Genomic DNA, 22,334 nt, shown 5'->3' with positions numbered 1-22,334 from the left:
TACAATCTGAAGAACCTCATATGCCGCGACGCAGCGAATTGACATATCCCAAAAATTGCGCTTTAGAGCCAATGAACGTAATTTTGTTGCCCAACCATCTCGCGAGGCCCAGATATGACGCAGACGCAGAAAGATCGCCCTTGGCTCATCCGAACTTATGCCGGTCACTCCACCGCCAAGGCATCGAACGCGCTATATCGGGGCAATCTGGCCAAGGGTCAGACAGGGTTGTCGGTGGCGTTCGACCTGCCGACCCAGACGGGGTACGACAGCGACCACACATTGGCACGCGGCGAAGTTGGCAAGGTAGGTGTGCCAGTCAGCCATCTGGGGGATATGCGTGTTCTGTTCGACCAGATACCGCTGGAGCAGATGAACACCTCGATGACAATCAACGCGACGGCCCCATGGCTGTTGGCGCTATATGTCGCCGTGGCCGAGGAACAGGGCGCGGACGTCTCCAAACTGCAGGGCACCGTCCAAAACGATCTGATCAAGGAATACCTGAGCCGCGGCACCTATGTTTGTCCGCCAAAACCGTCGCTCAAGATGATCGCGGACGTGGCTGAGTATTGCTATACAAACGTGCCGAAATGGAACCCCATGAACGTGTGTTCCTATCACCTGCAAGAGGCCGGAGCGACACCCGAACAGGAACTGGCCTATGCGCTGGCCACAGCCATCGCCGTTCTCGATGAGTTGCGCCCGCGTGTACCGGCAGAGGACTTCCCCGCCCTGTGCGGGCGGATTTCATTCTTTGTAAACGCGGGCATCCGGTTTGTTACCGAAATGTGCAAAATGCGCGCATTCGTGGATCTTTGGGACGAAATTCTGCAACAGCGTTATGGTGTCGAAAACCCGAAATTCCGCCGATTCCGCTATGGCGTTCAGGTTAACTCTCTGGGTCTCACCGAACAGCAGCCCGAAAACAACGTCTACCGCATCCTGATCGAGATGCTGGCCGTGACCCTGTCGAAAAAGGCCCGCGCCCGAGCGGTTCAATTGCCCGCGTGGAACGAGGCGCTGGGTCTGCCCCGCCCCTGGGATCAGCAATGGTCGATGCGGATGCAGCAGATCCTGGCCTATGAGACCGATCTTCTGGAATATGGCGACCTGTTCGACGGTAACCCCGCCGTGGATGCCAAGGTTGAGGACCTGAAAAATGGCGCACGCGCTGAGTTGGCGAATCTCGATTCCATGGGCGGCGCAGTTGCCTCGATCGAGTACATGAAGTCCCGTCTGGTTGATTCCAATGCCGAACGTCTGAACCGGATCGAACGGAATGAGACCGTTGTGGTCGGCGTGAATAAGTGGACCGAGGGCGAATCCTCACCGCTGCAAACAGAAGACGGCGGAATCATGGTTGTTGATCCGGCGGTGGAGCAGGAGCAAATCAACCGACTGAACGAATGGCGGTCTGAGCGTGATGATGCCGCCGTCGCGTCCGCCCTGGCTGCACTGCGTGAAGCGGCCCAATCCGGGGCCAACATCATGGAGCCTTCGATTGCGGCAGCCAAGGCGGGTGTCACGACTGGCGAGTGGGCCGAGGAAATGCGCAAAGTCTACGGCACCTATCGCGGCCCGACCGGTGTGTCCGGCTCGGTTTCGAACAAGACCGAAGGTCTGGACGACCTGCGCGCCGCCGTGGATGCGGTCAGCGACAAACTGGGACGTCGCCTCAAGTTCCTCGTCGGCAAGCCGGGTCTGGACGGCCACTCCAACGGAGCCGAGCAAATCGCCTTCCGCGCGCGGGATTGCGGCATGGACATCAGCTATGATGGTATTCGCCTGACGCCCGAAGAAATCGTAACCGCAGCAGTTGAGGACAAGGCCCATGTCATCGGCCTGTCGATCTTGTCCGGCAGCCATATCCCGTTAGTCGAGGATGTCATGATCCGATTGCGCGAAGCCGGATTGCACAATGTTCCGGTGGTTGTCGGCGGGATTATACCTGATGAAGACGCGGCGAAACTCAAGGCCATGGGCGTTGCCAAAATTTATACGCCCAAGAATTTCGAGCTTAATGCGATCATGGGCGACATCGTAACTCTGGTAGATCCGCAAAACCTCGCGGCTGAATAAAACCGAGCTACATTTTGTCTTCTCTTTATCTATCCCTTTATCGTAAGGGATAGATAATTGCCTGCTTTGGAATTACTGTGGGCTATTACTTCCACTTGTAACGTTTTCGGAATGGAGAAACGAAATGGCGATCAGCCTTGAGAAAATGTCGCGTAAAGAACTGCTGGAACTGCGCGATCAAGTGGAAAAGGCACTAAAAAGCGCCGAAAAGCGGGAGCGCAAAGAAGCCTTGAAAGCAGCTGAAAAGGCAGCGGCGGAATTTGGGTTTTCACTCTCAGAACTGGCGAGTGACGGGGTTAAGTCACTTAAGGGCACGAAAGCAAACGCTAAATACAAAAACCCTGCCAACCCGGAGCAGACCTGGTCTGGACGCGGGCGTAAACCGCAATGGGTTCATGATGCCTTGAAATCCGGCGCAGATATCTCGGATTTGGAAATCTGACGGGAATTGGTTTCAAATGACAATTCATATAGGAGCCGAAAAAGGCGATATCGCTGAAACCGTTTTATTACCTGGTGATCCTTACCGGGCAAAATGGGCGGCGGAAACTTTTTTGGAGAACCCCAAGCTGGTCAATAACGTACGTGGCATGCTGGGTTTTACCGGAAACTGGAAGGGACACCCGGTCACAATCCAGGGCAGCGGAATGGGCATGCCGTCTCTGTCAATTTACGTTAATGAACTAATCCGGGATTTCGGCGCCAAAACTCTGATCCGTATCGGGTCCTGTGGCGGGATGCAGGACAGCGTCAATGTCCGTGATGTTATCCTGGCGATGACCTCCACCACGCTCAGCACGCCGTCACGCGGCATTATGAAAGAGCTGAACTTTGCTCCTTGCGCTGATTGGGACCTGCTTCAGGCCGCGGCAAACGCAGCTATTGCCAAGGGCACACCAACCCACGTCGGTGGAATTTATTCATCGGACGTCTTCTATGACGAGCGACCGGATCTGAATGAGCAAATGATGCGGCACGGCATTCTCGGCGTCGAGATGGAGGCCGCCGAACTGTACATTCTGGCCGCACGCCACAAATGCCGGGCTCTGGCCGTCCTGACCGTTTCAGATCACTTGCTGACCGGAGAAGCCTTGCCTTCATCGGAACGTGAAAGCAGCTTTGGCGACATGGTTGAAATCGCTCTTCAGGCAGCCTTTTCTGACGCCGCATAAATGCTGACAGGGCGTTTAAACGCCCTGTTTTTCTATTGCCCGTCCTTCAGGCAACTGGTCGGAGTGTCAGCGCCCTCTTGTTGCGCCCCGCAGTACGCGCAGATCCAGACACCTTCTTTGCGATGCTGCCGCCAACGGCAATCGCGAGTCAAAGATGAGGTGCGCGATCGCCAAAGGAAATAGGCGAACACTCCGATGACCAGTAATAGCAACAAAATGGGCATAATCTTGAATCGCCCAATCTGATGGCAATTTCAAGCGTCAGGTTCGCAGGTCAGGCCGCGTTCGCATATTCGAACAGCTCTGGCTCACGCTGCGCTTCTGGCGCCGATACAGGCTCTGGAGTGTAATAGGCCCATGCCTGTTCCAGCAGAGCCAATGCTTCGGCTGCGCTTGTTTTGTTTTCTGTGGTTTGAGTTTGCATTGGAGCGATTCCGTTTCGGTTCCGTCACTCCTCCCTGCAGGTAAGGTAGTACCAATCAGGGCCGGCTGCATTGCACAGTTTTGCAGTCTTGCCATGCGCCTGCCGCAAGGCGGCAAGCGTCGCTTTCAAATCACCGCTTATACCGCGCGTTCAACCATCATCTTTTTGATTTCGGCAATCGCCTTGGCGGGGTTCAGACCTTTCGGGCAAGTCTTGGCGCAGTTCATGATCGTGTGGCAGCGATACAGTTTGAACGGGTCTTCCAACTCATCCAGACGTTCACCAGTAGCCTCGTCCCGGCTATCGATAATCCAGCGGTAAGCGTGCAACAACGCGGCGGGACCAAGATAGCGGTCACCGTTCCACCAATAGCTGGGGCAAGAGGTAGAGCAGCTGGCGCACATCACGCATTCATAGAGACCATCCAGTTTCTTGCGGTCTTCGATGGACTGCTTCCACTCTTTCGCCGGACGGTTGGTCTTGGTTTCCAGCCACGGCATGATGCTGGCATGTTGCGCGTAGAAATGGGTCAGATCAGGGATCAGGTCCTTGACCACCGGCATGTGCGGCAGCGGATAGATCTTAACGTCGCCCTGGATCTCATCCATGCCATAAATACAGGCCAGCGTATTGATGCCGTCGATATTCATCGCGCAGGACCCACAAATCCCCTCGCGGCACGAGCGGCGGAAGGTCAGCGTCGGGTCAATCTCGTTCTTGATCTTGATCAGCGCGTCCAGAACCATCGGGCCGCAGCTGTCCATGTCGACAAAATATGTATCAACCCGTGGGTTTTGACCGTCGTCGGGGTTCCAGCGATAGATCTGGAACTTGCGGACATTGCCGGCGCCTTCGGGCTTGGGCCAGGTTTTACCCGTAGTGATCCGGGAATTCTTGGGGAGAGTCAGTTGAACCATGTGCCTGAATTTCCTTGGCCTATTTTCGCGCAATTTGCCTTAAAAACCACAAGAAGACAATGCGACATTCGTTCGTATACCGCAGTATTCATAAGTTTTCTCTGCGATACCTTCGTAACTGGCGAGTAGTTCGCTTGACAATTTTGTCATGGTATTTGGGAACGATCATTCGGGCGGTTTTGGCAGAACTGGCAAACTCGGAAAGTTCGGGTTTGATCTCTGTTCCTCGCCTCACGAACACCATCAGATTTTGCTTGAACCAATCCATTACCAACGGATCTGTCCATAAGTTAGGGCGGAACGCGTCATAGAACGCATAACCTTGTGCGTAGAACAGATTGGCCCAATAGTCCTGCCATTGTTCGTTCTTATGGCCTGTCCCTCCCTGCCCGGCAATGGCAGCTGAAAACAGGACAACGTCCGACAGGCACGTCAGGTCCACAACAAAGCTTTCAGCCCGATCTGGTTCAAGGTGTTCTGCGACTTCAGTGCTGACACAAAGATCGAATTTACGGTCCATTGAAAACGGGCGTTCCAGATCAGCACGCACCAAGGCATTTCTGGAAAACTTTATTGCCGTTTCCTCAAGCCAATCACCTTCGACGCCACAGATTTCCCGGTCACGGCTTTCAAATTCGGCCAGCAGGAACCCTACGCCACAACCGACGTCGATGACTGATTTCGCCTCAAAAAACTTTTCGCACAAGCCAAATATTCTCTGTGCGGAATGCACTCGGGCCTCTTCTTGGCGGATGTGGCCTTTGTGAAGACTTTTGTAAAGTTTTTCCGTGTCCATAACCGCCTGCCTTGAATTGTAGCTGTGGTTTCAAGCCTATATACTACTTCAGCACGCTTTATCGGCAACTCGAAACCAGCGCAAAACGGAGCAATACATGTCACTTGCAGTCGTGACGATGGTCTATGACGATTATGAGTTTTTACCGATCTGGGTGCGTTATTGGTCACAGTATATAGAAAACAAATGCATGTATGTGATCGTCCACGGGTCTAACCGCAGGCTGCGTCGCATAGCCCGTGGATGCAATGTGGTCGAGATGCGCAGACCCCCGCCGAGTCGGGACATGGAATCCAAGCGATGGATGATGCTGGGTCACTTCGTCAGCGCTCTGACTTTAATGCATGATGCAGTGCTTTATACAGATGTGGATGAGATCGTAACTCTTGATCCAAAGGCTGGTACGAACATTAAAGATTACATTCTGGCTTCCGAGAACGATGTGACAGCCCCTTTTGGGCTTGAGGTCATCCACAGGGAAGACCTGGCGCCAGAGGAACTAAATCTGGAAAATGGCATTCTTGAGCAACGTAATCTGGTTCGCATTAACGCAAGTTTCGGAAAGCCCAGCATGGTAAAAAGGCCAATCGCTTGGCGCCGAGGCGGTCACTTTGCTTATACGGAGGACGTCTTTGTCGATCCCAACTTAACCGCTTTTCACCTTCGTTTTTTTGACATGCCTCTTTTTCGGGCACGTGCCCTCCGGCGGCGCAAAACGACCAAAGCCCCAAAAGGAAAGAACGATACGCCAGCCCGCGCGTGGAGAGCATCTGACGAAGGCATTGATGATATGGTCGCAAGGCTACACGCCATGCCAATTGCTGGTTCTTTACCGGATGATCGGCTGCCTTATGTTAATGCAATAGAGCGAAGCAAAAGTTTGATTTCCGAGAACGGGCTGAGTTTCACCAAGCATAAAACATATGCATCTAAGGAACTTTTCCAATTGCCCGAAAGGTTCAGGCACCTGTTCTGATCACACCGGCAAAAAATCTTGGCGCATTCAATAAAAGGGTCCGAGTGGTTTAGGAATAACCACTCGGACCCTTTCTTATATTGCGGTAACCCCACCTTTTAAAGGCGAGAAAGACTTTAGAACGTCCGCGCCTTGGGGGCGATTTTCTTCAGGCTGATGCCGCCTTCATCCTCTGTGGTCAGTGGATCGACAATCACCGGGCGATAGCTGAGTTCAACCTTGTTGCCTTCAACTCGCGAAACAGTGTGAACACGCCAGTTCTCATCGTCGCGTTCGGTGAAGTCCTCATGCGCATGGGCGCCGCGCGACTCCTTGCGCGCTTCGGCACCGACGATGGTGGCCAGCGCGCTTGGCATCAGGTTGGTCAGTTCCAGAGATTCCATCAGGTCACTGTTCCAGACCAGCGAACGGTCGGAAACTTTCAGATCGTCCATCTTGGCGGCAATCGCCGTCATCTTCTCGACGCCTTCCGCCATTGTCTTGGCGGTCCGGAATACGGCCGCATCCTCTTGCATGGTCTTCTGCATCTCAAGCCGGAGATCGGCGGTCGGAATTTCGCCACTGGCGTTACGTACCGCATCGAACCGGTCAAATGCCTTATCGACAGACGCCTGGTTCAGAACCGGGTTCGGCGCATCGGCATCGACTACTTTACCCGCCCGGATTGCTGCCGCGCGACCAAACACCACGAGGTCAATCAACGAGTTCGAACCCAGACGGTTCGCCCCGTGCACCGAGGCACAGCCGGCCTCACCGACGGCCATCAGGCCGGGCACGACACCGGTTGGGTTATCGGCGGTGGGGTTCAGGACCTCACCCCAATAGTTCGTTGGGATACCGCCCATGTTGTAGTGTACGGTCGGCAGAACCGGGATCGGCTCCTTGGTCACGTCCACCCCGGCGAATACACGGGCAGACTCGGAAATCCCCGGCAGCCGTTCCGCCAGAGCTTCCGCTGGCAGGTGGTTGAGGTTCAGGTGGATGTGGTCACCATTATCACCGTGGCCACGACCTTCGCGGATTTCCATCGTCATCGAACGCGAAACGTAGTCGCGCGGCGCGAGATCTTTGTATTGAGGCGCGTAGCGCTCCATGAACCGCTCACCTTCGGCATTGGTCAGGTATCCACCCTCGCCGCGCGCGCCCTCGGTAATCAGGCAGCCCGAGCCATAGATGCCGGTCGGGTGGAACTGGACGAATTCCATATCCTGCAGTGCCAGTCCGGCACGGGCCACCATACCGCCACCGTCACCGGTGCACGTATGGGCCGAAGTCGCACTGAAATACGCACGGCCGTAGCCGCCGGTCGCCAGAACAACCATCTTGGCGTTAAACACATGCATGGTGCCGTCGTCCAGTTTCCAGCAGACTACGCCCTGACACTGCCCATCCTCGGACATGATCAGGTCGATGGCGAAGTACTCGACATAGAACTCGGCATTGTTCTTCAGCGACTGACCGTAGAGCGTGTGCAGGATCGCGTGACCGGTCCGGTCAGCGGCTGCACAGGTACGTTGCACTGCAGGGCCTTCACCAAATTCGGTGGTGTGGCCACCGAATGGGCGTTGGTAGATCTTACCTTCCTCGGTCCGGCTGAACGGAACACCGTAGTGTTCCAGTTCGTAGACGGCTTTGGGCGCTTCCCGCGCAAGGTATTCCATAGCGTCGGTGTCACCCAGCCAGTCCGAGCCCTTGACGGTGTCGTACATGTGCCACTGCCAATGGTCCGGACCCATATTCGACAGCGATGCGGCGATGCCGCCCTGCGCGGCAACAGTGTGCGAGCGTGTCGGGAAAACCTTAGTCACACAGGCGGTGCGCAGCCCCTGTTCGGCCATGCCCAGGGTGGCCCGCAGACCTGCCCCACCGGCGCCGACAACGACCACGTCATATTCGTGCGTTTCGTATTCGTATGCAGCCATTTCTTTCAGCTCCGGGATTTAGAGGGCAATGCGCGCAATGGCGAACAGGCCAGCAGCGGCGGCGCCATATGCCAGACAGGTGGTCAGGATGATCAGCACCTTTTCCATTGTGCCGTGGACATAGTCTTCGATCAGCACCTGGGCACCCTCGGCAAAGTGCTTCAGACCAACCACCAGCGTCAGCGCGGCTACGATGGCCGGGAACGGGCGCGAGTAATAATCCAGCACCACGTCATAAGGCTGGCCTAACACCGGACCGAATGTGAAAATGAAAAGTGGGACAAGGATCAGCAAAGCCACCGAGCTGACCTTCATCCGCCAGAAATGAGCCGTTCCGGCCTTTGCCGAGCCCAAACCGATTGCGCGCTTGCGGTCTGTCAGATAACGCATGTCAGGCCTCCTTTAAGCGACGATCAGCAGGGTGATCAGGGTCAGAACGACCGAGCCAATCACAACCGCCCATCCCAGCTTTTCCGCGATGGGAAGATCCAAGCCGACTGCATTGTCCCAGATCAGGTGCCGGACACCGGCCAGAGTGTGATACCACAGCCCCCAAAGCGAGAACGCCATGACCAGATCGCCCAGAACCGAGGTCAGCCACCAATTCGCGCGCTCGAACGCCTCGGGCGACGTCGCCGCGGCCAGGAACCACCACACGATCAACAGGGCAGCCACAATCATGGCGTTTCCAGTGATCCGCGTCAGTATGGACGTGACCGAAGTCAGTTGTGGGCGATAGATCGACAGGTGCGGCGATAACGGGCGATTGCCCCGATTAACATCGGCCATGGCGGCTCCTTTTCGGTTGGCTACCGAACGTTTTACTGGTTTTTGCGACTCTGTCACGTGCTGCAGATGCAAAAAAGCTGATAATTGGCTCAAATTGGCGGATATTGCGCATATGTGATCACACAAAATAATGTCGTGATCACAAATGAAATAACATCGCTTCGATGTTAGCGCCTGAGGCCGCGAATCTCTTTTGTGCCTAGTCCAACCCGGCGGTTTGCTGGGTAACCTCACGCAGTAATTTTTTGCGAATCCGCTCGGGATAGTCTGCAAATCCTGTTGCCGAAACCACAAAAGCCCCCTCACCGACTATGACATTCTCAAAGAAGTAGGCCGTGAGGTCCGGTTCGCTTTCCTCAATTGCGATGGCATTCACCGTCACGCCACGCGTGCGTAACACGCCGTGCAATTCGGAGGGTTCGACCCCCTCGTTGGACACGCCGTCGCCTGAAATGTCGATGAGATGACGCTTGCAATCCGAAACAGAGTCAAAACTGGACATGGTCATCTCAAGGGCTTCACCTATCGCCGTTGAAAAGTTGCGCCAGATCCTGGGGTCGTTGGCCACCTTGTCAGCGAACTGATCCAGTGTTTCAAAGCCATCAATCTGCGTCCAGGGGATTGTCACCTTCTGGCGCGAAGACCCCGTCCATTGCACAAGCATCAACCGCGCCTGTCCGCGCACCAGAGCCTCCGACACGACAGGGTCCCGCAGACCTGCGGCCAGACCATCCATCTGAATCCGGTATTCCGATGTATCGACCGATCCGGATACATCCACCGCCAACGCCAGCGCGAGGTCGCACGCCATGGCGGGCGGGGTCAGACAAAGGCAGACGGCAATAGAACGAAGCAGGGCCATGAACACAGCCTAGCACGATTGGCGTGGACTGCGTTCAAATGAATGTCACCAGCGGCTGTCAGGTCGGCATAAGCGCCCAATAGTCCAGATCCAGCAGAACGTTCTGTATGTAACGGCCGTCTGCGTTTTTCAGCTCGAACGGCTCACCGCCCTTGGTCGCCACCAGGCGCAGGCGAATGGCGCCTACACCCGGTACATCAGTTTCCGCCTTGTCCAGAACTTCGGACCAGGCCTTGATCGTGTCGCCTGCGAAACAGGGGTTCGCATGCGCGCCGCTGTTGAGACCGACGATCATCTGCGCATTTGCCAGACCGTTGAACGACAGGGTCCGCGCCATTGAGATGACGTGACCGCCATAGATCAGCCGGCCATCGGGGCGGAAGGTCAGGTCGAAATGCACCTTTGCCGTGTTCTGCCACAGGCGAGTGGCCAGCATATGCTCGGCCTCTTCTACGGTAACGCCGTCGACGTGATCGATGGTTTCACCGATCTCGTAATCGCCCCAGCGATGGGCTTCGCCGGATTGAACAAAATCATAGTTCGAGAAATCGAGACCCTCGGGCACCACCAGATCGCCTGGCTCCAGCACGTTTTTCAGGTCCGGCACCACCGCCTCGGGCGCGGGAGCGTCGATATTCGCTTTGCGCACCATCACCCAGCGCACGTATTCGATGACCACCTCATCGCGCTGGTTCAAGCCGCGCGTACGCACCCAGACCACGCCGGTTTTGCCGTTCGAGTTCTGCTTGACCCCGATCACTTCGGACTCGGACCGTAGCGTGTCACCGGAATAGACCGGTTTCAGCCAGCGCCCCTCGGCATAGCCCAGATTGGCAACCGCGTTCAGCGAGATATCGGGAACAGTTTTGCCAAACACCACGTGGAACGCCGCCAGATCGTCGATCGGGCTTTGCGGCAATCCACAATTCCGGGCGAACTCGCCCGAGGAATACAGCGCGTGTCGCGCCGGATAGAGTGCGTGATACAACGCACGCTCGCCGTCGGTTACGGTGCGCGGCACCGCGTGATGCAGCACCTGCCCGACGGAATAGTCCTCGAAAAAGCGGCCCGGATTGGTTTTTGCCATTATTGCTGTCCCAGTTTCATTTCGGGGGAGTAGTCGGCCTCGACCTCTTTGGTCACGGCCTGCGCACAGCGCATCATCCGGCTGTTTTCGTCATAGGCATAGGACGGGTCGCCATACAGCTCCCACCCCTTTGCCAGTGCATCCGACACCTTGTGGCAGAAAGCGGATGTGTCTTCTTCGGTCAACAGACGGTAGAGTTTTGCCATATCGTCAAATCCTTATGAACCGAACGGGGAAGGGCCGACCAAGCCGTGGATATAGCCGACGATACCCAACAGAACGATCGACGCGACAAAGAACATCACGTCCTTGCCGTAGGTTCCGGCCTCACCGGGCGTCCAGTCAGGCTCAGAACGGTTGATTGTGATCACTTCCACGACCGCCCAGGCCAGCAGACCGCCGAACAGGATGATGGATGCCAGATCGCCATTCACCAGCAAATGCGCAAAGGCCCACAGTTTGAACCCGCCCAGCATCGGATGGCGCACCTTGTTCAGCAGGCGGCCTTTGGTTCCGGCGGGACTCATCAGATAAAAAGCGAAAAGGACCAGAAGATTGTTGACGTGAACCAGAAAGGTTGGCGGTGCCCAGACAAAGATCGTGTCGGTCATGCGATAACCGAAGATCATCAGCAAAATCGCCACCACCAGCGCCAGCGCCACCGCGCCCTTACCAGCGCTGCCCATCGCAGCGCGTTGCTGCGGCATCACGCGCTTGAACAGATGCGCGGCCCACCAAAGCGCCACACCAAGAATGAGAAGAACAAAGCCCATGCTGGCTTACCCCGCTTGCAAAGCTGTAATAGCCTCTGCTTTTGCCAGAATTTCGCGGGCAGTTACAACGTGCAGGTTTTCGACGATTTTCCCGTCTACGACAGCAACGCCCTGCCCTTGCGCTTCAACCTCTTCGAAGGCTGCGATCTGACGGCGGGCCAGGTCGATTTCCGTGTCCGAAGGCGCATAGGCCGCGTTGGTGATATCGACCTGCGCCGGATGGATCAGAGTCTTGCCGTCAAAGCCCATGTCGCGGCCCTGTGCACATTCAGCGGCAAGCCCTTCACCGTCATTGAACGCGTTGTAGACACCGTCGACGATAATCAGTCCTTCGGCCTTGGCGGCCAGCAGGCATAGCCCCAACGACGTCATCAGCGGCAAGCGGTCGGGTCGGAAACGGGTTTGCAGCTCTTTGGCCAGATCATTGGTACCCATGACAAAACCCGCCATCATCGGGTGCGCCGCAATCCCGGCCGCGTTCAGCATCCCGCGCGGCGTCTCCATCATCGCCCAGATTGGAAGATCGCCGGTGATCGCAGCCAGCGCGTCCACATCGGCAGCCGAGTTCACCTTGGGCAGCAGAACCACATCCGCATCCATGTCGCGCACAGCCTCAGCATCGGCGCGGCCCCATTCAGTATCCAGCCCGTTGATGCGCACGATCTTGACCCGCGCGCCGTATCCCCCGGCAGCCAGAGCAGCCTTGAGCGTCTCGCGCGCGTTTTCTTTTTCATCAGCAGCGACCGCGTCTTCGAGGTCAAAGATGATTGCATCCACGGGCAAGGTGCGGGCCTTGTCCAGCGCACGATCCCTTGAACCGGGGATATACAGAACAGAGCGATAGGGGCGCTGGCGCGGGTCCATTGGCTTCTCCCAGAGAAATATTGTTGCGCGGAATGGGGCATTTTTTGCCGGAAAGTTCAAGCGCAAAATCGCCGCGCTGCAGCATTTGGGCACATTCCACGCAACGTGCGTTGCCTTAACGGGATATCGGTCTGCTGGTCGCACCCTGATTTCCAGATGGAATCGAAGGGGTACGGAGATGAATAATATGTTGTTTAAGATGACCATGGGTCTTGGAATCTGGGTGCTGGCCGCTCAACAAGTGCATGCCCGAAGCTGCGCCCCACGCGAGGATGTGGTGAAACGGCTGGCTGAAACTTATGGCGAAACGCGCCGGGGAATCGGTATTGCCCGGCAGGGCGCGGTCATGGAGGTCTATGCGTCGGATCAAACCGGAAGCTGGACGATCACGGTAACACTTCCGGACGGGATCACCTGCCTTGTCGCCTCGGGTCAATCCTATGAGGCGATGGCCGAAGCACTGCCGCCCAATGCCTGATCAGGTCAACGCGTCCCAGATCAGTTTGCTGCCCGTTAAGGTCAGCAGCACATAGGCGATGCCAAAGAACAGGCGTTCGGACAGCATGAAATGCGCCCGGACGCCCAGCCACGCACCCAAAATCGCGAAGGGGGTCAGCAACAGGTCGGCCCAGGCTGTGTGCCAGGTAAACAGACCCAGGTAGGCGTAGGGCACGAATTTGGCGATATTGATTACCCAGAAAACCAGCACGGTGCTGGCCTGAAACTCGGTCTTCGTCAGGCGTTGCGACAGCAGGTACACGGCCGCCGGCGGGCCACCCGCGTGACTAACACAGCTGGTGAACCCGGCAACCAATCCGGCAAACAGGCCAGCAGGGGACGACAGACGATTGGCAAAACCGCGCACCCAGCCCCTGGCTTGCGAAATGTGCCAGACCACAAAACCAACTGATATCGCCCCGATCAGCAGGCGCAACAAATCGTCATTGGTGGCGCGATACAGCCATGCGCCCAGCGCCACACCGGGTACCGCGCCGAGGATCAACAGGCGTGAATCCGGCCAGCTCCAGCGTTTCCAATACGGCCCTAGCGTGGCTACGTCGATTACCATCAGGATCGGCAGCATCAACGCCAACGCCTGCCCCGGCTCTAAAATCAGTGCCAGAATCGACGAGGACGCAAAGGCCACACCCGACCCGAACCCACCCTTCGAGATACCGGCAAAGATCACAGCAGGGATCGCCACTGCAAAAAACATCAGGTTCAACTCGAACATGCGGCGTCCCTTGAATAGGCTTGTCTCATTGGCCGTTTAGCGCAATCACCGATCGCTGCGCAACGGTATGCGCTTGCATGCCGCGCCGCAGGACCCTTGCGCGAAAGCCATTTAAGGACTAGCAAAACCGCGATTTCAAAACCGACCGGAGATTTTCCAAATGGCCAGACCCAAGATCGCGCTGATCGGCGCAGGTCAGATCGGCGGCACGCTCGCCCACCTCGCAGCAATGAAGGAACTTGGTGACGTCGTCCTGTTCGACATCGCCGAGGGCACCCCGGAAGGCAAGGCGCTTGATATCGCTGAATCCGGCCCGTCCGAAGGGTTCGACGCCGCTTTGAAAGGCACTCAGTCCTATGAGGACATCGCAGGCGCCGACGTCTGCATCGTGACCGCCGGTGTGCCGCGCAAACCGGGCATGAGCCGCGATGACCTGCTGGGCATCAACCTGAAGGTTATGAAGTCGGTCGGCGAAGGCATCGCAGCCAACGCCCCCGACGCGTTCGTCATCTGCATCACCAACCCGCTGGACGCGATGGTCTGGGCTCTGCGTGAGTTCTCGGGCCTGCCGCACAACAAGGTCTGCGGCATGGCTGGCGTTCTGGACTCGGGCCGGTTCGCGCACTTCCTGTCGGAAGAATTCAACGTGTCCATGCGTGACGTCACCGCGTTCGTTCTGGGCGGCCACGGCGATACCATGGTGCCATCTGTGCGCTATTCGACCGTTGCCGGCATCCCGCTGCCCGACCTGGTGGAAATGGGCTGGACCACGCAGGACAAACTGGACGCCATCGTCCAGCGCACCCGTGACGGCGGCGCCGAGATTGTTGGCCTGCTGAAAACCGGTTCGGCCTTCTATGCGCCTGCCACCTCGGCGATCGAAATGGCCGAAGCCTATCTGAAGGACCAGAAGCGCGTTCTGCCCTGCGCCGCCTATTGCAATGGCGAACTGGGTGTTGAAGGCATGTATGTCGGCGTTCCCACCGTCATCGGCGCGGGCGGTATCGAGCGCATCGTCAACATTCAGCTCAACGAAGAAGAACAGGCCGGTTTCGACAACTCGGTCAACGCCGTGAAGGGCCTGATCGAGGCCTGTAAAGGCATCGACAACTCGCTGGCGTAACACCACTGCCAACTTATTTCAGAACCGGCCCGATTTAGGGCCGGTTTTCTTTTTGACCACGGGCCATCCCGGCCATATCCCAAGTCGCGCATGTTGGCGCAAACGTCGCAAATACCCTTATTGAATGTGTTTTCTGAAAGGGGTTGCGGATTTTCGAATCAAATTCATACAGCTTTAATTTTTGTGATCACACCCTAAAAAACTGTGATCACAAATATGGAAAATCTTCGAGAAAAACCTCTTTCCGGTCAAAAAAGCCTTTATATTTGCCCCCTAGACACCCCTATAACGATGTAATCGTAGTCAGACGGGACAATTTCGATGAACATTCACGAATATCAGGCCAAAGCTCTTCTTCGCAGCTATGGCGCTCCGGTCTCCGAAGGTCGCGCGGTTCTGCGCGCCGAGGAAGCCAAAACCGCAGCCGGTGAGCTGGATGGCCCCCTTTGGGTTGTCAAAGCGCAGATCCATGCAGGTGGACGCGGCAAGGGCTCCTTCAAAGAGGCCGACGCCGGTGAAAAGGGCGGTGTCCGTCTGACCAAATCGGTTGAAGAAGCGGCCGAAGAAGCCAAAAAGATGCTGGGCCGCACATTGGTCACGCATCAGACCGGCCCGGTGGGCAAGCAGGTCAACCGAATCTACATCGAAGCCGGTTCGGGAATCGAGCGCGAACTCTACCTGGCCCTGCTGGTTGATCGTCAAACCAGCCGCATCTCGTTCGTCTGCTCGACCGAAGGCGGCATGGACATCGAAGAGGTGGCCGCTGCCACTCCGGAAAAAATCCTGTCCTTCTCAGTCGATCCGGCAACCGGCTATCAGGCCTATCATGGCCGTCGCATCGCCTTCTCACTGGGCCTGCAGGGCACACAGATCAAGCAATGCGTCAAGCTGATGGGTCAGCTGTACCAGGCCTTCGTTGAGAAGGACATGGAGATGCTGGAAATCAACCCGCTGATCGTGTCCGACAGCGGCGACCTCAAGGTGCTGGACGCCAAGGTCGGCTTTGACGGCAACGCGGTCTACCGCCACCCGGATATTGCCGAGCTGCGCGACACGACCGAGGAAGACCCCAAGGAACTGGAAGCCTCCAAATACGACCTGAACTACATCGCGCTGGATGGTGAGATCGGGTGCATGGTCAACGGCGCCGGTCTGGCGATGGCGACGATGGACATCATCAAGCTCTATGGCGCCGAGCCTGCCAACTTCCTCGACGTCGGCGGCGGTGCCACCAAAGAGAAAGTGACCGAAGCGTTCAAGATCATCACCTCGGACCCGCAGGTCAAAGGCATTCTGGTCAACATCTTCGGCGGCATCATGCGCTGTGACGTCATCGCCGAGGGCGTTGTCGCCGCGGTGAAAGAGGTCGGCCTGCAGGTTCCGCTGGTTGTGCGTCTGGAAGGCACGAATGTCGAGAAAGGCAAAGAGATCATCAACACCTCTGGCCTCGACGTGATCGCGGCGGACAACCTGAAAGACGGTGCCGAGAAGATCGTGAAGGCGGTTAAGGGTTGAAGAACAAGATGAACGGAAACAACGGCGCATCGTCCCAGCCAGAAGCTCTCGTATCCTATGCCGGATTCGGCGTCAGATTTGCTGCAATGCTAATCGATGCGGTGATTATCTCGCTGATTACAATCCCGCTTTCGCTGTCCATCTATGGCAATCACTACTTCGACAACCCGGATATCATAGTTGGTCCGGCCGACTTTTTGATAAACTGGGTCGCTCCCGCATTTGCTGTTGTAGTGTTTTGGGTAACGCTCTCTGCAACTCCGGGGAAAATAGTCCTGAAGTTGAAGGTTGTGGATGCAGAAACCGGCGAGAAACCCTCGTTGGGTCAGGCGATTGGACGATACCTTGCCTACTTCCTTTCGTTCATCCCTCTGTGCGCTGGCTACTTTTGGGTGCTTTTGGACCCTCGAAATCAGGGCTGGCACGACAAACTGGCAAAGACCGTTGTTGTTGTCGAGCGTAAGCCTGCAGAGCCCGTTCACTTCAGTCAAAAAGCGTAGATAGCCAAAGGCGCGAGAAATCTCGCCTTTCTTAAAACGACATGGCGGAACGACGACCGCCCGCAAAAGGAGAACGCCAAATGGCAGTCCTCATCGACGAAAATACCAAAGTGATCTGTCAGGGCTTTACCGGCTCGCAGGGCACATTCCACTCTGAACAGGCCATCGCCTATGGCACCAAGATGGTCGGCGGCGTGACCCCCGGCAAAGGTGGGATGACCCATCTGGACCTGCCGGTTTTCAACTCGGTCCACGAGGCCAAAGCCGTGACCGAAGCCAATGCCAGCGTGATCTATGTGCCGCCGCCGTTTGCGGCCGACTCGATCCTCGAAGCGATTGATGCCGAGATGGAGGTGATCGTCTGCATCACCGAAGGCATCCCGGTTCTGGACATGATGAAGGTGAAGCGCGCGCTGGAAGGCTCAAGCTCACGCCTGATCGGCCCGAACTGCCCCGGTGTGATTACGCCCGACGCCTGCAAGATCGGCATCATGCCCGGCCACATCCACAAGCGCGGTTCGGTCGGCGTTGTGTCGCGTTCGGGCACTCTGACCTATGAGGCCGTCAAGCAGACCACCGATGTGGGTCTGGGCCAGTCCACCTGCGTTGGCATCGGCGGCGACCCGATCAAAGGCACCGAGCATATCGACGTGCTGGAATGGTTCCTGGCCGATGACGAGACCGAGTCGATCATCATGATCGGTGAGATCGGTGGCTCGGCCGAGGAAGAAGCCGCGCAATTCCTGGCGGATGAGGCCAAGAAGGGCCGCAAGAAACCGACCGCCGGTTTCATTGCCGGCCGCACAGCCCCTCCGGGCCGCCGCATGGGCCACGCAGGCGCGATCGTCGCCGGCGGCAAGGGCGGTGCCGAAGACAAGATCGAAGCCATGCGCTCGGCCGGCATCGTCGTGGCCGAAAGCCCCGCGCAGCTAGGTGAGGCTGTGCTGGAAGCGATTGGGTAAAGGATATGATCATCCGCCAACTCTCACGTCTATTGCTTATGGGTGCGTTTGCCGCCGTTGTTGCTTCACCGGCTTATGCTGATGGCTCTAGGCTACAAAAGACCGCCTCGGTCTGTATGAGCGTATTGGAAGAGTTGGCGGATTATCAAAGCGCACTGGAGGCGATTGGGTGGGAGGCAATTGATCCCAACAACCTTTCAAAAGAAGCCCGGCATGATCTGTCGGTTTTCGACTCCCTGAGTGAACTCAGTCAAGACCTGGGGGATGATCTGCATCGTGGCATCATTGCTAAAAACAAAGCTGATATCGCGAGAGAAATCGAGAAATCCTTCGACTTCATCTTGTATTTCAAACCTGCGGACGCCGACGAACACTACGTCCTTCGGACCATGAAAGAGCCTAATGGCAGGGTTCTGTGCTGGGCAACCGGCTCTGGCAAGAACGTAAAAATTTGGATTGACGAACTTGCCGCGGAACGGGCTAACCGCCGCAGCCTTTCAGAGTTTTCGGAGTTTTCTGGCTGGGACGAAAGCGAAAGTTCGGAATACTTCATTGCGGTGTCTCCAATTCTCTTGCCGGAACCAAACCAGCGATCAAGAGGTATGACTTTAGGCTACTATAATACGGACAAAATTGATGCGCTTTCGGGACTCTCATTGAGTGCCGACTTTTTTGTTCACACATCAATGCGGCCAAAATAAAAGGAACCCGGCGGTGACTGAGGGCGATGAAATATTTCCTTTGCCAACAAAGAGGGTTCCCTGCCTGTCTAAAGGGCTTAGGCCCTTGAACTCAAATCGCGCGAAAAAGCAAAGCGCTATGGCGGGGAAGCAAAGATGACCTTCTCTGACGCCATCCGCACCTGTTTCTCCAAGTTCTTCACCTTCTCGGGACGTGCCTCACGGCCCGAATACTGGTTCTTTTTCCTGTTCATCGTGATCTGGAGCTTTATTGCCGGGATCATCGACGCGCAGTTCTTCACGCAGGTTTCGGTCAGCCAGAGCGATGAGGTGAAATCCGTCACCGCCACGTCCACGGCACCGGTGCAAAGCATCGTCGGCCTGATCGTGTTCTTCCCGCATCTAGCCGTCGCATGGCGGCGGATGCATGATACCGGGCGCAGCGGACTTTATGCGCTGCTGCCGATCCTGTTGATCCTTGGGGCCTTTGCGGTTCTGGTCTTTGGCATCGGTCTTGCGTCCAGTTTCCGGCACGGAGGCAATCTGGACATTCTGTTTACCCGCGCCACGCTGCTGATCGTCCTTCCGACACTTCTTGTTCTGTTTGTGTCTCCCCTTCTGGTGCTGTGGTGGCTGGCCCGCCCCAGCCAACCAGGCATCAATCAATACGGTCCCAACCCACATGAGGTAGTCCCATGACCGAACATACGCCCAACTCTGCCTTTCATGCCTCAAGCTTTATGCAGGGGCATAACGCTGAATATCTGGAGCAGTTATACGCCCAGTACACAAAGAACCCCGGGGCGGTAGATGCCGCCTGGGCCGAGTTCTTCCAGGCGATGGGCGACGCCACGCCGGATGTCCAGAAAGAGGCTGAAGGCCCGTCCTGGGCCCGCACCGACTGGCCTCCGATGCCGGCGGACGATCTGACCGGCGCGCTGACCGGTGAATGGGCCGAGATTGACGCCAAAGTGGCAGGCAAGAAGATCAAGGACAAAGCTGCGGCCAAAGGGGTTGAGGTCAGCGATGAGCAGATCAAACGCGCCGTGCTGGACAGCCTGCGGGCGCTGATGCTGATCCGGGCCTATCGCATCCGGGGCCATCTGGCCGCCAATCTGGACCCGTTGGGTATGCGCGCGGCCAGCACCCATCCCGAGCTGGACCCCAAGACCTATGGCTTCACCGATGCCGACATGGATCGGCCGATCTTCATCGACAACGTGCTGGGCCTGCAGATGGCTAGCATGCGCCAGATCGTGGACATCGTGAAGCGAACCTATTGCGGCACGTTCGCGCTGCAATACATGCATATCTCCGACCCCGAGCAGGCCGCGTGGCTGAAAGAGCGGATCGAAGGCTATGGTAAGGAAATCTCGTTCACCCGCGAAGGCCGCAAGGCGATTCTGAACAAGATGGTCGAGGCTGAAGGGTTCGAAAAATTCCTGCACGTCAAATACATGGGCACCAAGCGGTTTGGCTTGGACGGAGGCGAGGCTCTGATCCCGGCGATGGAGCAGATCATCAAACGCGGCGGGGCGCTGGGTGTCAGCGACATCGTCATCGGCATGCCGCACCGGGGCCGCCTGAACATTCTGGCCAACGTGATGCGCAAGCCATACCGGGCCATTTTCAACGAATTCCAAGGCGGCAGTTTCAAGCCCGAGGACGTGGATGGATCGGGTGATGTGAAATATCACCTCGGCGCATCCAGCGACCGTGACTTCAACGGCAACAGCGTGCACCTGTCGCTGACCGCAAACCCATCGCACCTTGAGGCCGTGAACCCGGTTGTGTTGGGCAAAGTGCGCGCCAAGCAGGATCAGTTGAAGGACACCGACCGCACCAAAGTGATGGGCATCTTGCTGCACGGTGATGCGGCTTTTGCCGGTCAGGGTGTGGTGGCCGAAGGGTTCGGCCTGTCGGGTCTGAAGGGTCACAAGACCGGTGGCACGATGCATATCGTTGTAAACAACCAGATCGGGTTCACCACAGCACCGCACTTCTCGCGATCCTCGCCCTACCCCACTGACATTGCTCTGATGGTCGAGGCGCCGATTTTCCACGTGAACGGCGACGACCCTGAGGCGGTCGTGCATGCAGCCAAGGTGGCAACAGAGTTCCGACAGAAGTTCCACAAGGACGTGGTCATCGACATCATCTGCTATCGCCGGTTCGGGCACAACGAGGGCGACGAGCCCATGTTCACCAACCCGATCATGTACAAGAAGATCAAGACCCATAAGACTACGCTCAGCCTCTATACCGAGCGTCTGGTCAAGGATGGCCTGATCCCCGAGGGCGAGATCGAGGACATGAAGGCCGCGTTCCAGGCCCATCTCAACGATGAGTTCGACGCCGGCAAAGACTTCAAACCCAACAAGGCTGACTGGCTGGACGGGCGCTGGTCCCACATGGACAAAAGCAAGGAAGAGTATGTACGCGGCGACACCGCGATCAAGCCCGAGACGATGGCCGAGGTCGGCAACGCCCTGACCCACGCCCCGGCTGATATCGCGGTGCACAAAACCGTTGCCCGGCTTCTGGATCACAAGAAACAGATGTTCGACTCTGGCAAGGGGTTCGACTGGGCGACGGGCGAGGCACTGGCCTTTGGCTCTCTGCTGACCGAAGGCTATCCGGTGCGCCTGTCCGGTCAGGACGCGACGCGCGGCACGTTCAGTCAGCGTCATTCGGGCTTCGTGCACCAAGAAACCGAAGAACGCTATTATCCGCTGAACAATATACGCGCGGGTCAAGCGCATTACGAAGTGATCGACTCGATGCTCAGCGAATATGCGGTGCTGGGCTTTGAATACGGGTTTTCACTGGCAGAGCCCAACGCACTGACGCTTTGGGAAGCACAGTTTGGTGACTTTGCCAATGGCGCGCAGATCATGTTCGACCAATTCATCAGCTCGGGCGAAAGCAAATGGTTGCGCATGTCAGGTCTGGTGACCCTGCTGCCGCACGGGTTTGAGGGACAGGGGCCGGAACACTCGTCCGCCCGTCTGGAACGGTTCCTGCAGATGTGCGGTCAGGACAACTGGATCGTGGCGAACTGCACCACGCCTGCGAACTATTTCCACATCCTGCGCCGCCAGCTGCACCGCACATTCCGTAAGCCGCTGATTCTGGTGACGCCGAAATCGTTGCTGCGTCACAAGCTGGCGGTTAGCAATGCCGAGGATTTCACTACCGGCTCCAGCTTCCACCGGGTGCTGTGGGACGACGCGCAGAAAGGCAACTCGGACACCAAACTGGTCAAGGACGACAAGATCAAACGCGTGGTGATGTGTTCCGGCAAAGTCTATTTCGACCTGCTGGAAGAACGCGACGCACGCGGCATCGACGATATCTATCTGATGCGGATCGAACAATTCTACCCCTTCCCGGCGCATTCGCTGATCAACGAGCTAGAGCGATTCAAGGGTGCCGAGATGATCTGGTGTCAGGAAGAGCCCAAGAACCAGGGTGCCTGGAGTTTTATCGAGCCGAATATCGAGTGGGTACTGACCCGCATCGGCGCCACGCATACCCGGCCGCGTTATGTCGGCCGCGCCACTTCGGCCTCGCCCGCAACGGGTCTGGCCAGCCAACACAAAGCCCAACAAGAAGCGCTGGTCGACGAAGCGCTGAGCATTGAAGGAAAATAATCG

General features: G+C 57.0%; 24 protein-coding genes. 12 read left to right on the top strand and 12 right to left on the bottom strand.

What is annotated here, in order from left to right; all coding sequences use genetic code 11:
* Positions 1 to 114: 114 nt before the first annotated feature.
* The 3 genes from GOX66_RS10400 to deoD all read left to right on the top strand — a co-directional run bounded on the left by GOX66_RS10400 (position 115) and on the right by deoD (position 3,254).
* Positions 115 to 2,082, top strand: a complete 1,968-nt coding sequence (locus GOX66_RS10400) for a protein meaA (protein WP_170762292.1) — start codon at positions 115 to 117, stop codon at positions 2,080 to 2,082.
* 124 nt (positions 2,083 to 2,206) lie between these two features.
* Entirely contained in the window at positions 2,207 to 2,524 is a 318-nt protein-coding gene (locus GOX66_RS10395) for an H-NS histone family protein (protein ID WP_170762290.1), read from the top strand.
* Positions 2,525 to 2,540: 16 nt separating this feature from the next.
* Positions 2,541 to 3,254, top strand: coding sequence for a purine-nucleoside phosphorylase (deoD, locus tag GOX66_RS10390; RefSeq protein ID WP_170762288.1), 714 nt, complete (start codon positions 2,541 to 2,543; stop codon positions 3,252 to 3,254).
* Positions 3,255 to 3,528: 274 nt separating this feature from the next.
* On the opposite strand, the gene GOX66_RS10385 is transcribed toward deoD, so the two are convergent.
* The 3 genes from GOX66_RS10385 to GOX66_RS10375 form a co-directional block, all read right to left on the bottom strand.
* Positions 3,529 to 3,678 (bottom strand): hypothetical protein, encoded by a 150-nt coding sequence (locus tag GOX66_RS10385; protein ID WP_170762286.1) that lies wholly within the window; start codon positions 3,676 to 3,678, stop codon positions 3,529 to 3,531.
* A 137-nt stretch (positions 3,679 to 3,815) separates the two neighbouring features.
* Positions 3,816 to 4,595, bottom strand: a complete 780-nt coding sequence (locus GOX66_RS10380) for a succinate dehydrogenase iron-sulfur subunit (protein WP_170762284.1) — start codon at positions 4,593 to 4,595, stop codon at positions 3,816 to 3,818.
* Between the two features lie 88 nt (positions 4,596 to 4,683).
* On the bottom strand, positions 4,684 to 5,391 hold the full coding sequence (locus tag GOX66_RS10375; RefSeq protein WP_170762281.1) for a class I SAM-dependent methyltransferase: 708 nt from the start codon (positions 5,389 to 5,391) through the stop codon (positions 4,684 to 4,686).
* Positions 5,392 to 5,488: 97 nt separating this feature from the next.
* Between GOX66_RS10375 and GOX66_RS10370 the strand changes: the two genes are divergently transcribed.
* Entirely contained in the window at positions 5,489 to 6,367 is an 879-nt protein-coding gene (locus GOX66_RS10370) for a hypothetical protein (RefSeq protein WP_170762279.1), read from the top strand.
* 116 nt (positions 6,368 to 6,483) lie between these two features.
* On the opposite strand, the gene sdhA is transcribed toward GOX66_RS10370, so the two are convergent.
* The 8 genes from sdhA to GOX66_RS10330 all read right to left on the bottom strand — a co-directional run bounded on the left by sdhA (position 6,484) and on the right by GOX66_RS10330 (position 12,664).
* Positions 6,484 to 8,289, bottom strand: a complete 1,806-nt coding sequence (gene sdhA / locus GOX66_RS10365) for a succinate dehydrogenase flavoprotein subunit (RefSeq protein ID WP_170762277.1) — start codon at positions 8,287 to 8,289, stop codon at positions 6,484 to 6,486.
* Positions 8,290 to 8,307: 18 nt separating this feature from the next.
* Positions 8,308 to 8,679: a succinate dehydrogenase, hydrophobic membrane anchor protein gene (gene sdhD, locus GOX66_RS10360; RefSeq protein ID WP_170762275.1), complete on the bottom strand. Its 372-nt coding sequence runs from the start codon at positions 8,677 to 8,679 to the stop codon at positions 8,308 to 8,310.
* 12 nt (positions 8,680 to 8,691) lie between these two features.
* Positions 8,692 to 9,078, bottom strand: a complete 387-nt coding sequence (gene sdhC / locus GOX66_RS10355) for a succinate dehydrogenase, cytochrome b556 subunit (protein WP_170762273.1) — start codon at positions 9,076 to 9,078, stop codon at positions 8,692 to 8,694.
* 199 nt (positions 9,079 to 9,277) lie between these two features.
* The gene (locus tag GOX66_RS10350) at positions 9,278 to 9,940 is read right to left on the bottom strand and encodes a DUF1194 domain-containing protein (protein ID WP_170762271.1); all 663 of its coding nucleotides are present in this window, start codon (positions 9,938 to 9,940) and stop codon (positions 9,278 to 9,280) included.
* A gap of 58 nt (positions 9,941 to 9,998) precedes the next feature.
* Positions 9,999 to 11,027 (bottom strand): MaoC family dehydratase, encoded by a 1,029-nt coding sequence (locus GOX66_RS10345; RefSeq protein WP_170762269.1) that lies wholly within the window; start codon positions 11,025 to 11,027, stop codon positions 9,999 to 10,001.
* A complete protein-coding gene (locus GOX66_RS10340; protein ID WP_170327177.1) occupies positions 11,027 to 11,233 on the bottom strand; it encodes a DUF1737 domain-containing protein in 207 nt (68 codons plus the stop codon). Before GOX66_RS10340 ends, GOX66_RS10345 begins: the two co-directional genes overlap by 1 nt.
* Before the next feature lie 12 nt (positions 11,234 to 11,245).
* Complete coding sequence (locus GOX66_RS10335; RefSeq protein WP_170762267.1) at positions 11,246 to 11,800, bottom strand: NnrU family protein; 555 nt, start codon at positions 11,798 to 11,800, stop codon at positions 11,246 to 11,248.
* A gap of 6 nt (positions 11,801 to 11,806) precedes the next feature.
* Entirely contained in the window at positions 11,807 to 12,664 is an 858-nt protein-coding gene (locus tag GOX66_RS10330; protein ID WP_170762265.1) for an HpcH/HpaI aldolase/citrate lyase family protein, read from the bottom strand.
* Between the two features lie 178 nt (positions 12,665 to 12,842).
* Between GOX66_RS10330 and GOX66_RS10325 the strand changes: the two genes are divergently transcribed.
* Positions 12,843 to 13,142 carry a hypothetical protein gene (locus GOX66_RS10325; protein WP_170762263.1) on the top strand — a complete coding sequence of 100 codons (300 nt, stop codon included), beginning with the start codon at positions 12,843 to 12,845 and terminating at the stop codon, positions 13,140 to 13,142.
* On the opposite strand, the gene GOX66_RS10320 is transcribed toward GOX66_RS10325, so the two are convergent.
* Positions 13,143 to 13,898, bottom strand: coding sequence for a sulfite exporter TauE/SafE family protein (locus tag GOX66_RS10320; RefSeq protein WP_170762261.1), 756 nt, complete (start codon positions 13,896 to 13,898; stop codon positions 13,143 to 13,145).
* 160 nt (positions 13,899 to 14,058) lie between these two features.
* Between GOX66_RS10320 and mdh the strand changes: the two genes are divergently transcribed.
* From mdh to GOX66_RS10285, 7 genes are all read left to right on the top strand, one after another.
* The gene (mdh, locus tag GOX66_RS10315; RefSeq protein ID WP_170762259.1) at positions 14,059 to 15,021 is read left to right on the top strand and encodes a malate dehydrogenase; all 963 of its coding nucleotides are present in this window, start codon (positions 14,059 to 14,061) and stop codon (positions 15,019 to 15,021) included.
* Positions 15,022 to 15,342: 321 nt separating this feature from the next.
* Complete coding sequence (sucC, locus tag GOX66_RS10310; RefSeq protein WP_170762257.1) at positions 15,343 to 16,536, top strand: ADP-forming succinate--CoA ligase subunit beta; 1,194 nt, start codon at positions 15,343 to 15,345, stop codon at positions 16,534 to 16,536.
* 8 nt (positions 16,537 to 16,544) lie between these two features.
* Positions 16,545 to 17,036 carry an RDD family protein gene (locus GOX66_RS10305; RefSeq protein ID WP_170762255.1) on the top strand — a complete coding sequence of 164 codons (492 nt, stop codon included), beginning with the start codon at positions 16,545 to 16,547 and terminating at the stop codon, positions 17,034 to 17,036.
* Positions 17,037 to 17,116: 80 nt separating this feature from the next.
* Entirely contained in the window at positions 17,117 to 17,998 is an 882-nt protein-coding gene (sucD, locus tag GOX66_RS10300; protein ID WP_170361385.1) for a succinate--CoA ligase subunit alpha, read from the top strand.
* Positions 17,999 to 18,003: 5 nt separating this feature from the next.
* On the top strand, positions 18,004 to 18,699 hold the full coding sequence (locus GOX66_RS10295) for a hypothetical protein (RefSeq protein ID WP_170762254.1): 696 nt from the start codon (positions 18,004 to 18,006) through the stop codon (positions 18,697 to 18,699).
* A 135-nt stretch (positions 18,700 to 18,834) separates the two neighbouring features.
* Positions 18,835 to 19,377, top strand: coding sequence for a DUF805 domain-containing protein (locus tag GOX66_RS10290; RefSeq protein WP_170762251.1), 543 nt, complete (start codon positions 18,835 to 18,837; stop codon positions 19,375 to 19,377).
* Complete coding sequence (locus tag GOX66_RS10285) at positions 19,374 to 22,331, top strand: 2-oxoglutarate dehydrogenase E1 component (RefSeq protein WP_170762249.1); 2,958 nt, start codon at positions 19,374 to 19,376, stop codon at positions 22,329 to 22,331. The genes GOX66_RS10290 and GOX66_RS10285 overlap by 4 nt, the downstream gene beginning before the upstream one ends.
* Positions 22,332 to 22,334 lie beyond the last annotated feature (3 nt).

This window comes from Ruegeria lacuscaerulensis, from assembly GCF_013031245.1.
GTDB classification, from domain to species: domain Bacteria; phylum Pseudomonadota; class Alphaproteobacteria; order Rhodobacterales; family Rhodobacteraceae; genus Ruegeria; species Ruegeria lacuscaerulensis_C.
The sequence above is the reverse complement of the archived record's forward strand: the minus strand, read 5'-3'. Positions and strand labels throughout refer to the sequence as shown.

Excerpts from the sequence above, each read along its gene's own strand:
- sucC (WP_170762257.1), top strand. The coding sequence starts at position 15,343 with ATGAACATTCACGAATATCAGGCCAAAGCTCTTCTTCGCAGCTATGGC.
- GOX66_RS10400 (WP_170762292.1), top strand. The coding sequence starts at position 115 with ATGACGCAGACGCAGAAAGATCGCCCTTGGCTCATCCGAACTTATGCC.
- GOX66_RS10330 (WP_170762265.1), bottom strand. The coding sequence starts at position 12,664 with ATGGACCCGCGCCAGCGCCCCTATCGCTCTGTTCTGTATATCCCCGGT.
- GOX66_RS10380 (WP_170762284.1), bottom strand. The coding sequence starts at position 4,595 with ATGGTTCAACTGACTCTCCCCAAGAATTCCCGGATCACTACGGGTAAA.
- GOX66_RS10305 (WP_170762255.1), top strand. The coding sequence starts at position 16,545 with ATGAACGGAAACAACGGCGCATCGTCCCAGCCAGAAGCTCTCGTATCC.
- mdh (WP_170762259.1), top strand. The coding sequence starts at position 14,059 with ATGGCCAGACCCAAGATCGCGCTGATCGGCGCAGGTCAGATCGGCGGC.
- GOX66_RS10395 (WP_170762290.1), top strand. The coding sequence starts at position 2,207 with ATGGCGATCAGCCTTGAGAAAATGTCGCGTAAAGAACTGCTGGAACTG.
- deoD (WP_170762288.1), top strand. The coding sequence starts at position 2,541 with ATGACAATTCATATAGGAGCCGAAAAAGGCGATATCGCTGAAACCGTT.
- sdhA (WP_170762277.1), bottom strand. The coding sequence starts at position 8,289 with ATGGCTGCATACGAATACGAAACGCACGAATATGACGTGGTCGTTGTC.
- GOX66_RS10370 (WP_170762279.1), top strand. The coding sequence starts at position 5,489 with ATGTCACTTGCAGTCGTGACGATGGTCTATGACGATTATGAGTTTTTA.
- GOX66_RS10385 (WP_170762286.1), bottom strand. The coding sequence starts at position 3,678 with ATGCAAACTCAAACCACAGAAAACAAAACAAGCGCAGCCGAAGCATTG.
- GOX66_RS10285 (WP_170762249.1), top strand. The coding sequence starts at position 19,374 with ATGACCGAACATACGCCCAACTCTGCCTTTCATGCCTCAAGCTTTATG.
- sdhC (WP_170762273.1), bottom strand. The coding sequence starts at position 9,078 with ATGGCCGATGTTAATCGGGGCAATCGCCCGTTATCGCCGCACCTGTCG.
- GOX66_RS10290 (WP_170762251.1), top strand. The coding sequence starts at position 18,835 with ATGACCTTCTCTGACGCCATCCGCACCTGTTTCTCCAAGTTCTTCACC.
- GOX66_RS10350 (WP_170762271.1), bottom strand. The coding sequence starts at position 9,940 with ATGGCCCTGCTTCGTTCTATTGCCGTCTGCCTTTGTCTGACCCCGCCC.
- GOX66_RS10325 (WP_170762263.1), top strand. The coding sequence starts at position 12,843 with ATGAATAATATGTTGTTTAAGATGACCATGGGTCTTGGAATCTGGGTG.
- sdhD (WP_170762275.1), bottom strand. The coding sequence starts at position 8,679 with ATGCGTTATCTGACAGACCGCAAGCGCGCAATCGGTTTGGGCTCGGCA.
- GOX66_RS10335 (WP_170762267.1), bottom strand. The coding sequence starts at position 11,800 with ATGGGCTTTGTTCTTCTCATTCTTGGTGTGGCGCTTTGGTGGGCCGCG.
- GOX66_RS10320 (WP_170762261.1), bottom strand. The coding sequence starts at position 13,898 with ATGTTCGAGTTGAACCTGATGTTTTTTGCAGTGGCGATCCCTGCTGTG.
- GOX66_RS10295 (WP_170762254.1), top strand. The coding sequence starts at position 18,004 with ATGATCATCCGCCAACTCTCACGTCTATTGCTTATGGGTGCGTTTGCC.
- GOX66_RS10345 (WP_170762269.1), bottom strand. The coding sequence starts at position 11,027 with ATGGCAAAAACCAATCCGGGCCGCTTTTTCGAGGACTATTCCGTCGGG.
- GOX66_RS10375 (WP_170762281.1), bottom strand. The coding sequence starts at position 5,391 with ATGGACACGGAAAAACTTTACAAAAGTCTTCACAAAGGCCACATCCGC.
- GOX66_RS10340 (WP_170327177.1), bottom strand. The coding sequence starts at position 11,233 with ATGGCAAAACTCTACCGTCTGTTGACCGAAGAAGACACATCCGCTTTC.
- sucD (WP_170361385.1), top strand. The coding sequence starts at position 17,117 with ATGGCAGTCCTCATCGACGAAAATACCAAAGTGATCTGTCAGGGCTTT.